A 13,445-nucleotide genomic window follows, 5' to 3' on the forward strand; every position below is an offset into this window, starting at 1 on the left:
TTTACACCTTTAGCATACACCAATTCCTGCCTTAGTGAAACTTTACATAAATCCGCTAGATCAGGGTTAACTTAATCATGACGAAGCAATAGAACGCCATCCTAACCTTGGGGGTTTTTATATTGGACAAAAAAACTTATTACGTTAACGTCGGCACAGGCGAAGTACTAGAAGACAGTACAGCACTCAATTATGAATTTGAAATCTCTGCTACCGATGAGGAATTTGATCAGCTGCAGGAGCTCTTTGAGGAAACAGATAACACTTCCCAAGCTAGCTATGCTACCTCTTGGACTCCTTGGAACGTTTATTACTCCAATGAAGAAAATCAAGAATATGACTATTATTTGACGGAAGTCTATCGAGCCTTACATCGATTAGGGAATGAACAAACCAAAAGGCATATTGAAAGCATGAATATTTTACAAAATGGTGTTTAACAAAATCTTTCCTGCAGAATGTCTATGGAATAAAAAAGAGGCCAACGAATCCGCAATGGATCCATTGGTCTCTTGAATTTGCATTAGCTTACATGTTCCTTGGAATCATTCGTTTCAAACCAGAAATCAAGGACTTTGCTTGACATTACACGCTTCTGAATATATTCCACTTGTGCCACGGAAAATTGTTGCTCCCATTCAATAGTCAGCTCTGTGCAAAGTTTTACAATCGTTAACAACTCAGACCAGGCAACATATCGTTTGTACCAGAAAAATTGAGGATGTTCGATCATATACGGATATAGATCATCAAATTCTGTATGCTTACAATCAAGTGCACGTTCAAAATGTGTTTTGGCTTCCCCAAGCTTAGTCATGAAATATTCAATGGAACCATTTTCGATACCCATAGATGTCAGCCTCCTCTCTTACCTTATAACCATTATAATGGATAATTGGCGTTCAGGGAAGTCATAGACTAGATGTAAAATCAGTCAAAAGTGATTTGCCCGTTCTCTAGCGAGGCAATTCGTGCTAACGATTCCACTCGAATACCACGTTCTCTAATCGAACTGCCGCCAGATTGGAAGGATTTCTCCACGGCGATGCCAACTCCGACAAGTTCAGCCTCCGCTTTTTCAATAATCCGAATTAAACCGCGAGCAGCGTCCCCATTCGCAATAAAATCATCAATGAGCAACACGCGGTCACCTTTGTGCAATAAATGTGAGGATACCATAATGTCGGTCACGATTCCTTTGGTAAAAGAAGGCACACGTTCACTATAAGTATCTTGATCCATCGTTAATGTCTTCTTGCGGCGAGCGAAAATCATAGGGATCTCAAGATGCAAAGCTGTCGTAAAGGCAATTGGAATTCCAGACGACTCTACGGTTAACACCTTGTCCGGTTTGGAGTCTCTAAAAAGTCTTGCAAACTCCCGTCCCATCTCCATGGTCAAAACCGGATCCACTTGATGATTAAGAATGGCATCCAGCTTAAGTACTTTATCCGATACAACGACACCGACCTCTTGGATCCGCTGCTTTAACAATTCCATGATACTGGCCCCCTTAGTCCTGTCTATTATGAGTAAGTTACCATAAGGATGAAGTAGGTTTCAAGTCCCAATTTGCGAATATCGTTCTTGAACGTGAAACTTTTCCCTCCCAATAGGTGTCTATAATCATATAGGCTTTAATTTTTTGAAATTTGTTTAGAAATGCTCACATTTAAGGTGCAAGATCCATTGAGATTGACAACCCGAACGCAGTATGATTAGTAAATGCTATTTTTTAAGAAATTATTAAGACAACTATTCAGCAGAAAGGAAAGATGATGATGAACAATGCTATGAGACCCGTCATGCTTGGCTTTGTGCCTGTTGCATTTTCCTTGCTTATCGTAGCTGGCTGCCAAGAGTCATCTGCTCCTTCCGCTCAGTCTACTATAGATCCATCGGTTCATGTACAGAAGCAGAATCAAAGCACAAGCCCGGTCAACACGCCTCCCGTGTTGGTTGTAGAAACTCCAACTGCTTCCCCTATGCCGGAGGAGACAATAGCCAAGCACGAAGCGCAAGTTGCAGGCACGAACAAAACAGACTTAGCGGATCTGCCACAGAACGCTGCTAGTGCCAAACCAACGTCAAAGCCGCGGGTGAAAGCTGAAGATGCTTACCAGCAGGAGAAACCGACCCTCATGGGCTTAAAACTTGGAACGAGCAAAAATACGGTGCTGGAGCGATTCGGCAAAGCAAAGAAACAATTCGTTATGGATGAAGACGATGATGCGATTCAAGTCTACGACTTCGGTGATTTCTCCGTTGGCTTCAATGTCAAGGATGCCCTTGAATTCGTGGATGTACACTCCACTGATATTGATCCAGGACTACGGGGCCTGCACCTCGGTCAGAAAGTTGAGGATGCCGTTGCCATTCTCGGCAAACCGGATTCCAACACAACCTACGTGCTTTCTTATAAATCACAAGGTACTCTTTTGAAGCTCGACGTGGACCCGAATGCCAACACGATCCAGTCGATCAAGCTTTTTGCAGATCGTTAATACCGCACGAAAAGCAAAGACCATACCGTCTCCGCAAGGATGACACGTATGGTCTTTATTTGTGTTTAGATCGCTCTTCGTTTCCGAAAGCGGAAATAAATCGCCACTCCTATCGCAGCCACAACCGCAATAATGATGAGACTAACACCCATATATTTATGTATCAGATTGAACAACCCGTCCAAATTGCTGCCGATAAAATGGCCCAAGGTGAGGAAGGTTGTACACCATAACAAGGCCCCAGTCCCCGCGTAAAGCATATATTTGTAGAATTTAACTCCGCTTACCCCAGATAAATAACAGGTGAAATGGCGTACCCCCGGCACAAAATAGCCGAAGAATACGGTCCAAAGACCATATTTATGAAACCAACCTTCCGCTCTTTCAATGCGGTCCGGCGTCAATTTGAACCATTTTCCATACCGGTACAAGAATGGCTTGCCGACCCGATGACCAATGAGGTAACTCACAATCATTCCCGTCATGGTACCTGCATAAATCACAATTAGTGTTGTCCCATACTCAAATGGACCTCCTGGCGCGGTCAGCGAACCCACGAAAGCCATCAACGTCTCATCTGGTATAGGCACGCCAACAATCCCGGCAGATAACAAAAGGTAGAGAGCAATATAGCCATAATGCCCAATGAAATCATAAAGAGCTTCTTTCACAAAAGACACACTCCCAAATTCTTACGTCTTTCTGTTCCTAACCATTTTATCAAAAACGATGGCTTGCCCCAAGTTGCAGTCATGCTACTGTCTTCGCGAACATACCTTGTACTATACCAAACGAAAGAAAGCGGGGCAATCCATGCGAAAAGGGTCACAGATCGTCCGTATTGCCTTTACCTATATCGGAACTGTCGTTGGAGCAGGTTTTGCTTCTGGACAAGAGATTTTGCAATTTTTTACGCGCTACGGATGGATAGCTACATTAACGATCGCTTTATCCACCGTCCTATTTATATGGATTGGCATTAAACTCATGCTAATGGCTCATACATTGAAAGCCGCATCTTATGAGGATTTGAACCGGGTCATTTTTGGACCGAAAATAGGGAATTGGATCAGCTTGTTTACTATGATTGTTCTCTTCGGAATAACAACTGTTATGCTTGCCGGTGGCGGTACTGTATTTGAGGAGCAGCTTCATCTGTCCTATCAGACTGGACTTTTGGTCACCTTGGTGCTTTCCTATCTCGTCTTATCGCGAGGCATTGGAGCCATTATGACAGTCAACTCGATAGTCGTTCCTATCATGCTGCTTTTTAGCGTGGTTATCGTCGTCTATACGTGGCATTCACCATCATCGGGAAATTGGCTGCGGATCACAACGGATGATTCACTCGGTAAAATATGGTTCGCCCCATTTCTCTATACAGCCTTCAATTTGGCTATGGCACAAGCCGTTCTGGTGCCGATGGGAGCTTCCATCTCGAAGCGTTCAGAACTTTACTGGGGCGGGCTTATTGGAGGAGCTGGCATTGGACTGCTGCTCCTCTCCGCCCACTATGCGCTTTCAGCGCAAATGCCTGGTATTGCGCAGTATGAGATTCCAATGGGGAATATCATTAACAGGCTGGGCTCTGTCCCGCAAATCGCGTATTTGCTCGTTATTTACGGAGAGATTTTCACAACATTTATTGCCGATGCGTATGGCCTGTCCTTGCAGTTGCAGCAACGTACGAAACTACCCCCTAAGTTATTGCTGCTCAGCATCCTAGGACTTAGTTATCTGGTCAGTCAAATTGGTTTTAAAACGCTTCTTGCCGCTCTGTACCCTATATTTGGCTTAATTAGCGTTGTCTGGCTCGTGCTGATGATCTGGCGCAACCGTAAACGTGCGGTGTAAGACCCCTGTCTGGGCGAAGCCGAGAACGACGATCAAACGGACCATCAATAGGAGCATCCCCATCGCGCATAAAATAAGGCCAGTGAGCAAATAGGCAAAATGAAAATTAGCAGTCGTCGCCGTTTGATCGCGCAGGATCGCGAATAGCTGAGCTAACAGCAGCAACAAACCACTGATAAACAGTCCGATCACCGCATAATCCATTATCGTCCAGCGTGAGAAATAGCTCACTGCAATCTCCACTTGGCTGAGTGCCTTTGACGCTGCAGCCTGCTGGCGCCAAAGCTGATGGATCATCCAAGCCGTATAAATAGCAACACCCGTTACAAAAAGACCTAGAAATCCGCCAATTATCGCTAATAGCATATTCATGCCTAAGAAGTCCCCCTTCCTAATTGTCGACTATCCATGCCGCAGACCATAAATGAGGATAAGCGTTAAACTAAAGCAAAGAACCGGAAGCGCATATAGAAGAGGAAACAGCATCCAGCTTGGAAGTTTCATCGCTGGTTTCCACAGGAGCTGAAGCCGTCTCACTTCTGCCTCCTCCGGACTTTCAGCCGGCTTAAGTGATTTAACGGATAACGCTTCCGCTGCCCCTTCATTCCACTCGATTTTCCCTTTTTTCCAACCAACCTGGTACGTCATTTCTCGATGCTCTTTCTTCTTCTCGCTTCCTGGTTCCACTTTGATTCCTCCAGCTTTTTTCTTCAACTTATATGATCTTGAACGGGTTCTCATGTCATGCAGGCAACCGTTCTACAAGTTTATTAATTGGTATTCGGGAATAACGCGTGCTGCCGCATCCCGCACATGCCCATGACAGGTAAACAACAGTACTTGATGCCTGCTGCTTAAATCAGCGAGCACACGTAGACAGCTCTCCATCCGTTCCTCGTCGAAGTTGACGAGAATATCATCCATGACGATCGGTAATACCGCTTTGCCTGCGTATTCTTCCACAAGCGCAAAGCGCATCGATAGATAGAGCTGCTCCGCAGTTCCCCGACTGAGTTGACTCGTGTCCACGGACTGCCCATTCGATCTAACCGCAACAAGACGTTGTTCTCCGAAAGGCGCTTTGACATGAGTGAACGCTCCATTCGTCATTCTGTCCAAATAATCGGATGCACGTAAAAGCACACCAGGCTGTCGTTCCTGCTCATAGATCTCGCGTGCTTTCTTCATGAGCAGGGAAGCAAAGGAAGCCACCGCATATTGATCGACCTGTTCCCGAATCGAAGCCCGAAAAGCTTCAGCCTGAAGTTGGCCGTCGGCTTGCTCGGAGCCTTGCTCCAGCTGTTCGATGTATGCTGTCAGCTTGCCGGCTGCTTCGCGGAGTTCGTTCGTTAAGTTTGCCGTTTCCGCCATCTGCTGCTCAAGAGTCTCCATGCGGTAAGCCATGTCTGCTTCCCCTTGCGTCTCGAGCAGCTGCGTATAACTGGCAAGCGACGCGCGGCTAAGCAAAGCCTCAAGCGAAGATTCCAGCAGCTTCTGCTCTTCTGTCAACTTCTTGCGCTCCTCTTGCTCTCTTTCCTGCAAGCGCAGCGCTTCGCCATCTGCGGCAGAGGCATCCTGCAGCAAGAAGGCAAGCCGCTCACGCGTGCGTTGCTCGGCAGCTTCCAGAAGCTGCAGCTCATCTGCAACCTCTGCATAAAGCGCTTCGCTATGCTTTCGCGCTGCAAGCAGCTTCAGCTGCTCTTGCTCCTGCTCTTTCCAGCTTTTTAGCGCAAATAAAGGCTCTTGTCCAGGAGATAACTGAAGCCGCAATACGATAGCTTCTTCATATTGTTCTACACTTCTTAACAAGGAAGCCAGCCTTTCTTCCAGTTTATGGAGCTGACGGAGACTTTCCTGCCCCTGCTCAATCGTCTGAATCGTTTCCATAGCGGCATCAGGGGACAATCGCCCACTTAAACCAAGGGATTGAAGCCAGTTGCTCCAATCCCTCTGAAGCTGCTCAGAGTCCGCTACGTGCTGTTCATATAAAATTCCTCGTTGCCCTTCTTGGTGTTGAAGGGACTCGTGCATTTCCTTCGCATCCTGCAGCTTTTCCACCTTGCGCTGCTGCTGGCCAAGCTGCTGCTTGTTGTTCTCCGCTTCTCTCAACCAGGCATCTAACTGTGGCTGGAAGCTAGTAAGAGAGTGCAAGTCGGCACGGCCTATCGGCTGCGAAGGGTGGAATGCAGATGCTGCCGCAGCTTCGTTAAAGCCACTCTGCATCTGACTAGATTCCATGTACGCTGTAATTTGTTCCTGCAAACGCCGCTCCAAGTCAAGAAGTTTGCGAATGATCGCTTCATTTGGCGAGGACTCCTGGCCGGAAGACGCCGTCATTGTCCGGGAAGCTCGGCTATCCGAAGCCGAGCGATCGCCGAACTGGACATAGAGTGCAGCGCCAGCAAATAGCACGAACGCACAAACAGCCATTACCCAGCTGCTCTGCCATGCCAAGAGAATAGGGGCAAGAATTGCCAATACGCCGATTAAAAGCACCATACGCTTTCGAAGCTTCCGCGAGGCAGCTTTACCTGCTTTCGCCGCTTCCTCCAGACTAAGCTTGTACTGGTTCTGCACAGCTTCCCGCTCTTTGTGATGCTGAACCTCCCTGACCAGAAGCTGCCACTGCGCATAATCTCTTGCGATTCTTTGCAGCGCCGCTCCAGGGTCGATCCCTCCTGGAAATGATGGAGCTAACCGTACATCGGTTTCCAGGATGCGAATCGTATCTTCGGCACGCAGGAGCTGCTGCTCCAGGCTTTCCAGCTCTGTTCGAACACGCAGTTCATCCGCCCGGCACTTGTGGAACTGTTCCTTGAAAGATCGAATCTGCTCGCGAAGGGAGATGGACACCGCAAATGCGCCAATATCCATCTGGCTTTCCCCGTCCGCAGCGTCTATTTGCTTCAGCAGTCTGTCAATTTGCGCGCGCCCGTGTTCTTGTTCCACGCGCAGCCCGTTCAAACTGCGCTTCTGTTCTTCATAAGTGGCGGCTTGCTCCAGCCAATGATTCAGCTCCGTCTGATGCGTGAGCACATCAGGCTGGATGCGGATCTCGCCAAGCTGATCCGCTAGCGTTTGCTGCCGCAGGCTGAGCCTTGCGCGCTCCGCATGGAGGCGCTCCAGCTCCGCCTCGAGCGCGTCCAGCCTCGCCGAGGCGCGCTCGGGGAAGCCTGCCAGCTCCGGCAGCGCCGCCAGCTCCTGGCCGATCTGCCGCAGCCGGATCCATCCGCTGCGCGCCTTGCCGGCCAGGCTGAGCCTAAGCTGCTCCGCGCGCAGCGCCTCCTGCTGCTGCTCCAGCGCAGCAATGCGCTCCTCCGCGGAGCGGCGCTCTCCCTGCAGCGCGTCGTAACCGGCTGCCAAGTCACGGCTGCGGCGCAGCGACTGCTCCAGACCCTCCAGCTCCTTCAGGAGACGATTCATCTCCTGATTGCGCCCACGGGGTCTGTACAGGCCGTCGGCCTGCGCCGTCAGCTTGCGCTCGGCCTCCATGATGGCCGAGCCGCTTACACCAAGCCCAGCGCTATACAAATAGCCGCTGAGCTCGTCCGTCTGCAGGGTGCGAAGCTCCTGCAGCTCGGTTAAACCAAAAGCGAACAAGCTGCGAAAGAGGTCGGCCGATAGGCCGCCCAGCAGCGTGTTCAGTAGCTCTTCTCCCCCGGTGGTGCCATCACCGAGGGTAACCTTAACGTGCCCCGCAGAGGCACGTCTGCCGCCTGCGGCGGGCGCGTCGTAGCGCTCGACGCGAATGAGCTGACCCTGCTCATCCTGCAGGGTCAATGCGCCGCCATGGGCGCCGCCGCCCAGCGGCTCGTAGCGCTCCGACCGGTTCTGCCGGGTCGGGAAGCCGAACAGCACCGCGCGGACGAAGCCCATGAGCGTGCTCTTGCCCGCTTCGTTCGCGCCGTAGAACAGCGCCAGCGGGCTGTCCGTGTCAAGCTGCCGCTGCCGCAGGCTGCCGAAGCCCTCTACCTGGATGGATACGATCTTCATCCAGGCCACCCCCCATCCGCGGATAGGAGATCCGCGGCCATTTCCTCTGCGGCGCGCAGCCATTCGCGCAGCCGGTCGGGATCAGCCGCAGCCGGATCTCCGGCTGACTGCGGCAGGCTTTGCAGCGCGGCGAGTGCTTCGCCCGCGAACGCTTTCAGCGCGGCGTCGTCGCCGCGCAGCGCAGCTGAAATCCGCAGGAGATCGCCAAGAAAGCTCTTCTCCTGCTGTAGTAGCTCCAGATCGAGCTCACTTGCCGTTCGGTCCTCGATCGATTCGATCCAGACGAAGCGGCTTCGCTCTGCTTCGTCCAGCCGCAGCTCAGCGATTAGTTCCTGCAGCAACCGCCCTTTGCGGAGCATGCTGGAGACCGCGCTGCGCCCTTCCAAAATAATACGGACGACAGCATCGCGTCCGTCCGCTTCAGCCCTAACCCGTTCAAGTTGGTCGCCGATCTTGTCCTTTAATTCTTGCTCTGTCTGCATGCCGGCAACAGACAGCCGCTGCTGGAACCAGCGCACCTGATCTAGCGCACGAAACACGAGATCCGCTCGCCCATTTTCCGACAGATCTACGATATAACAGCCGCGCGGCCCTATTTCCCTAATATTTCGTCCTTGCAGGTTCCCCGGATACACAATTGCCGGCTGCTCATTAAGTACATTTCTTGTGTGTACGTGGCCTAAGGCCCAATAGTGCATCCCAGCTTTCAGCAAATCCTGTTTGCTGCATGGGGCGTAATTATCATGAGCCGGGTCACCATCGACATTCGTATGTAAAAGAGCAATTTGAGCCGCATCTTCGTGACCTGGCTTAAACTTCAGTGCTAAGTTCTCCATAACCGCTGCACTGCGGTAGGATATCCCATGAATCTGTGCAATGATACCTCGATCCGGTTTCGTTACCGTCAGCGTCTCCACTTGATCGCACGCAAAAAAATGGACGTCTGCCGGCCAAACCAGCTTTGCGGCACGTCCATCCTCCGGATCATGATTTCCATGAATGATATAAGTAGGGATTCCTTGCGCAGCTAATTGCTCCAACGCTTTCTGAAAGCGAATTTGCGCGCGAAGGGAACGATCCGACAAATCGTAGACATCCCCGCTGATAAGTACAAAATCCACTTGCTCTTGAACAGCTGCCGCGACGAGCTCCTTGAGCGCGCCAAATGTTGATTCTCGCATGCGCTCACGAACTCGTTCAGGCAGCGCCGACATGCCTTTGAACGGGGAATCCAGATGCAAGTCGGCGGCATGCATAAACCGCAGTCGTTTCATGTCTCTAACGCCTTCCTGCTTTAGCTATTTTCGTTCTGCTCTTCGTTATTTACCTTTGTATGTTCCTCTATTTGATAGCTCTCATAAACACTTTTCAGCTGGCGTAGAACACGATTCAACGAATAGGTTTTCTTCGCTTTTTCCCAGGCGGTACGCGCTAGGTTGTATCGGAACGTTGGATCAATGACCACCTTCTCCAAAGCGTGGCTTAACGCTAATGCATCTCCAACAGGCACAAGCAAACCGTTATGTCCATGTTCGATTTGCTCCGCAATCCCGCCGACATCAGTCCCAATCAAAGCTAGCCAGCATAACGCTGCTTCTGCAAATACAGAACCGAATGCTTCCGCGCGCGACGGCAATACGAAGACATCAAAGAACGGCATGAATTCTTCTGGATGCAGCATATAGCCATAAAAAATCGTTTCTTCATAAATATTTTGCTGAATGGCGAGTTTCTCCAGCTCTTCCCGGCTTGGTCCATCCCCAATAATATGTAAAACAAAGGGATGTCCGCGCTTTTTCAGTTCTCCGCAAGAGATCAGCAGGGTATCCAGCCCTTTCGCAGGTACGAGACGACACACCGTAATGAATTGCGTTACCGCATTCTCATGGGAAATCGGGCGGAAACGTTTCTCATCAAAACCGTTCGGGATCACGCCAATCCGTTCGCTATCCTGCACATACTCGGCGATATATTGTTTGAACGAATTCGACACCGTGATAATCTGATCGACCTTCGTTTCAAGCTCCTCATAAATCTGGGTAAGGAACTGATGCTCCACCCCATTCTCTTTGATGCGCCCGTTCAACACAAGCTCTCTCTCAAAGCTGGAGTGAATGGTCAGAATCACGGGTGTTTCCGGATAAATTTGCTTCATCGCCATGGCTGCAATAGGATGATGGGCATGGATAATGTCATACTTCTTGGTCACACGCAGCTTCGTCCACCAAACGTAGTCCTTGTAAGTCTGTATATATTTATCAACGATCGGGTTACCGGCATACTTCCGCCAATCGAAAGTGACGAATTCCACTTCCTCTGTGCCTTTATTACGAATCCTTTTTGGCAGCGAAAAGAGTTCCATTTCCCATCCCTTTTTATTAAATCGGTCCAATATATAGGGAACCATGGATGACACCCCACCCGGTTGTTCCGGTGGGAAAAATAATGCTTGCAAGATGTTCATTGCATGAGCCCCTCTCCCAAAGCCTTGAGCTTTACCTTCTTATTGTAACTTGTGTGCGCCGAATAGAAAAGAGAACAACTTCATGCCACTCGAAACGATTCTATCCCTCTCTCTCATTTTCCTTTATAATAGAATCACATCTTGTCGAAAAATAGGGGATTTGGGGGAACACATGAAAGCTGTTGATCTCTTGTTCGGTGATTTAGCTTCATTATTATCGAATGCTATTGTATTGGTCATTGTGACACTAATGTTCGTCATTTCTCTTCGATTGTTTCTCGATCGCCGCAAAAAAGGCTACATGTCGATGACCTTCTCCGTTATTCTCGTTGGCATTCATTACCTGCTTAAGATATACGTTTTGCTCACAGCATTAGATACAAGCTTAACGTCGTACGTGCTGTTAATGCTGAAAATTGTTTCATTCGTACTTTTAAATTTTGGAGTTTATCAATTATACAACCGAACGCACCGCAAACAGTACATATTTTTCTATGGTTTGATCATTATGGGATTCGTTGTCTCTATTCTTCATTTTAGTGTGCCTCAAATGTACAATGGAACGATTCAGCAGGTTCGACTGCTGCAAGACATTGGTCTTGAGCTTTATGTTTTCGTGCTAATCTTTCTGTGTTTTTACATGATACCTCCCTATATCGGTCAACAAGCGAAGTATCAGTGGGCGCTTACGATCTTTTTCTTCATCCAAACCTGTCATTTAATCAATGTGTATATGTATGGCAATGATCAGATTTGGCTCACCTTGGCGGGCAATATTTTGCCGATCATCTTTTACTTTTTATTATTTATCATGCTGTTTGATCGTGTCGTTGAGCTCATGCAAGCCATCTATAATTCATCCATCACGGACGGACTAACTCGCTTGTATAACCGCAAATTTTTCTATAATCGTGTTTCGCAGTATGTAGGGAGGCATCTTCCTATTTATATTTTGTTCAGCGATATTGACAATTTCAAGAAATTAAATGATACCAAGGGTCACCAGATGGGCGACGATGTGCTCAAGCAAGTGGCGCAAATTATGAAGGATGAAGCCGAGGAATGCGGCATTGCTGGCCGGTACGGTGGAGAAGAGATGGTCGTGATGGTAACTGATCCGAGTGTCAAAATGGATGTGTTCGCGGAACGCGTTCGCAGCCGGATTGAGAAAGAAACCATTGTTACCGCCAGCATTGGCTACAGCAAATACAAAAACGGCGTAAGCGCCGAAGAGCTTATCAAGCAAGCGGATCAGGCCATGTATAAGGCCAAAACAACCGGGAAAAACAAGGTCGTTAAATATTAAAGGCCGTTGATCCCTCTTGAAAAACAAGATTAAATAAGGCTGTCCCCAAGGTCCATAAATGACCCGGAGACAGCCCTTTACTCACTCTATTCCTTCTACTCGTCGTCCGCTTCCAGCACATGCGCTTTGCAAAATGCATCTACTGCCGCGACTTCATCATCCTCAAGATCAAAATCCAGGTACACTTGCGTCGTTTTCTCATAAAGCTCGTATTTCAATAGACCTGATTTGCCTTCTTCAACGTTATAGATCGCACGAATGTACAACCCGCTTTCGGAATACAGCTCATCATCTTCCTCAACTTCGATATCTATGAGAAATTCGTATCGTCGTCCGCTCAAAATACCGAACGGATCTTTGATCACTTCAACTGTATAGCTCGTAATCGTAAACATCGTATCCCCCCTTTTTCTTCTGCAGGCTATAGTATACCTGATTATGGGAAGAATCGCACACATGCTTTAGATCAGCTTCACGATTTGTCCCGCGGGAATTTCGACCGAGTCCCCCTCCACACTGATCCAAACGGAAGTAGCTGCGGGATTATGAACAAGATGGCGATCAACCGAGTAGCGTAACTGTTCCACAGCCTGTAAGTAGGTGAAGATCTCTGTGTTGGTTGCATACCAAATGTTGCTGTGCCCGCCTATCATCTCTCCAAAACGGTCAATAAGGTCCCAATTGTTATCGTTTTCAAATTCATAACTATGTCCCCATACATAGAACAGGGCCATGCGTGTGTGCCTTTGCTCAAGCTTGGCAAACTGCTCTCCGTACTCCATCATCTGCTTATGATGACAGGTAGGATGCCACCTTAGAAAATCGTCCGGAAGTTGAAATTTCCCGTGACTGGCTACGGTTCGCGCATATTCAATGCCGAGAGCAGGCAGTAGTGAAACTACACGATCACTGTGTGTTCCAAAAGGGTAACTCATCCCCCTGACGGGATAGCCAACTAGCGACTCCAAAGCTCTGCGGTCATCCACGATTTCCGTGACTATTTGATCAGTCGGAGATTGCTCCAGAAAGGGATGATCAACCGTATGCGCCGAGACCTCATGCCCTGTGAAAAGTGAAGCAACTTCTTCCGCTGAAATATAGCCTTCTTTGCCCAAAAAACCACTGTTCAAGTGGAACGTTCCTTTGATCCCGTATTCATTTAACTTCCCCACGAGTCTACGGTCATGCACTCTTCCGTCATCATAACTAAGGGTCAGGGCTTTGTGAACCCCGCCAGGAAATCGGTCATTGCGAATACGCATTGCTTTCCCCCCATAAGTACGTAATAAAGTTACTACCATATTTTACCTAGGGTTGTCCGATT

General features: G+C 48.8%; 14 protein-coding genes. 4 read left to right on the forward strand and 10 right to left on the reverse strand.

What is annotated here, in order from left to right; translation table 11 throughout:
- Positions 1-122: 122 nt before the first annotated feature.
- Positions 123-440, forward strand: coding sequence for a hypothetical protein (locus tag AC58UW_RS02325; protein WP_497419105.1), 318 nt, complete (start codon positions 123-125; stop codon positions 438-440).
- 83 nt (positions 441-523) lie between these two features.
- On the opposite strand, the gene AC58UW_RS02330 is transcribed toward AC58UW_RS02325, so the two are convergent.
- Together AC58UW_RS02330 and AC58UW_RS02335 are read right to left on the reverse strand one after the other, a co-directional pair.
- A complete protein-coding gene (locus tag AC58UW_RS02330) occupies positions 524-850 on the reverse strand; it encodes a hypothetical protein (RefSeq protein ID WP_145662633.1) in 327 nt (108 codons plus the stop codon).
- A gap of 80 nt (positions 851-930) precedes the next feature.
- On the reverse strand, positions 931-1,500 hold the full coding sequence (locus AC58UW_RS02335) for a xanthine phosphoribosyltransferase (protein ID WP_497419106.1): 570 nt from the start codon (positions 1,498-1,500) through the stop codon (positions 931-933).
- A 281-nt stretch (positions 1,501-1,781) separates the two neighbouring features.
- On the opposite strand from AC58UW_RS02335, the gene AC58UW_RS02340 reads away from it, so the two are divergent.
- Positions 1,782-2,504, forward strand: coding sequence for a hypothetical protein (locus AC58UW_RS02340; protein WP_497419107.1), 723 nt, complete (start codon positions 1,782-1,784; stop codon positions 2,502-2,504).
- A 65-nt stretch (positions 2,505-2,569) separates the two neighbouring features.
- Here the strand turns inward: AC58UW_RS02340 and AC58UW_RS02345 are convergent, their stop codons facing one another.
- Positions 2,570-3,175, reverse strand: coding sequence for a DedA family protein (locus tag AC58UW_RS02345; protein WP_497419108.1), 606 nt, complete (start codon positions 3,173-3,175; stop codon positions 2,570-2,572).
- A gap of 142 nt (positions 3,176-3,317) precedes the next feature.
- Here AC58UW_RS02345 and AC58UW_RS02350 point away from each other — a divergent pair, with 142 nt between their 5' ends.
- The gene (locus AC58UW_RS02350; RefSeq protein ID WP_497419109.1) at positions 3,318-4,358 is read left to right on the forward strand and encodes a YkvI family membrane protein; all 1,041 of its coding nucleotides are present in this window, start codon (positions 3,318-3,320) and stop codon (positions 4,356-4,358) included.
- Here the strand turns inward: AC58UW_RS02350 and AC58UW_RS02355 are convergent.
- The 5 genes from AC58UW_RS02355 to AC58UW_RS02375 form a co-directional block, all read right to left on the reverse strand.
- Positions 4,299-4,730, reverse strand: coding sequence for a hypothetical protein (locus AC58UW_RS02355; RefSeq protein WP_497419110.1), 432 nt, complete (start codon positions 4,728-4,730; stop codon positions 4,299-4,301). The genes AC58UW_RS02350 and AC58UW_RS02355 overlap by 60 nt on opposite strands.
- Positions 4,731-4,760: 30 nt before the next feature.
- Positions 4,761-5,045, reverse strand: coding sequence for a hypothetical protein (locus AC58UW_RS02360; protein ID WP_497419111.1), 285 nt, complete (start codon positions 5,043-5,045; stop codon positions 4,761-4,763).
- A 72-nt stretch (positions 5,046-5,117) separates the two neighbouring features.
- Positions 5,118-8,351, reverse strand: coding sequence for an AAA family ATPase (locus tag AC58UW_RS02365; RefSeq protein ID WP_497419112.1), 3,234 nt, complete (start codon positions 8,349-8,351; stop codon positions 5,118-5,120).
- Complete coding sequence (locus AC58UW_RS02370; RefSeq protein ID WP_497419113.1) at positions 8,348-9,625, reverse strand: metallophosphoesterase family protein; 1,278 nt, start codon at positions 9,623-9,625, stop codon at positions 8,348-8,350. The genes AC58UW_RS02365 and AC58UW_RS02370 overlap by 4 nt, the downstream gene beginning before the upstream one ends.
- A 20-nt stretch (positions 9,626-9,645) precedes the next feature.
- Positions 9,646-10,815, reverse strand: a complete 1,170-nt coding sequence (locus AC58UW_RS02375) for a glycosyltransferase family 4 protein (protein ID WP_497419114.1) — start codon at positions 10,813-10,815, stop codon at positions 9,646-9,648.
- 172 nt (positions 10,816-10,987) lie between these two features.
- On the opposite strand from AC58UW_RS02375, the gene AC58UW_RS02380 reads away from it, so the two are divergent.
- Positions 10,988-12,121 (forward strand): GGDEF domain-containing protein, encoded by a 1,134-nt coding sequence (locus tag AC58UW_RS02380; protein WP_497419115.1) that lies wholly within the window; start codon positions 10,988-10,990, stop codon positions 12,119-12,121.
- Positions 12,122-12,216: 95 nt separating this feature from the next.
- Here AC58UW_RS02380 and AC58UW_RS02385 read toward each other — a convergent pair whose 3' ends face one another.
- Both AC58UW_RS02385 and AC58UW_RS02390 read right to left on the reverse strand, forming a co-directional pair.
- On the reverse strand, positions 12,217-12,516 hold the full coding sequence (locus tag AC58UW_RS02385; protein ID WP_497419116.1) for a DUF6509 family protein: 300 nt from the start codon (positions 12,514-12,516) through the stop codon (positions 12,217-12,219).
- A 66-nt stretch (positions 12,517-12,582) separates the two neighbouring features.
- Positions 12,583-13,383, reverse strand: coding sequence for a polysaccharide deacetylase family protein (locus tag AC58UW_RS02390; RefSeq protein WP_497419117.1), 801 nt, complete (start codon positions 13,381-13,383; stop codon positions 12,583-12,585).
- Positions 13,384-13,445 lie beyond the last annotated feature (62 nt).

This window comes from Paenibacillus sp. J22R160, assembly GCF_059692135.1.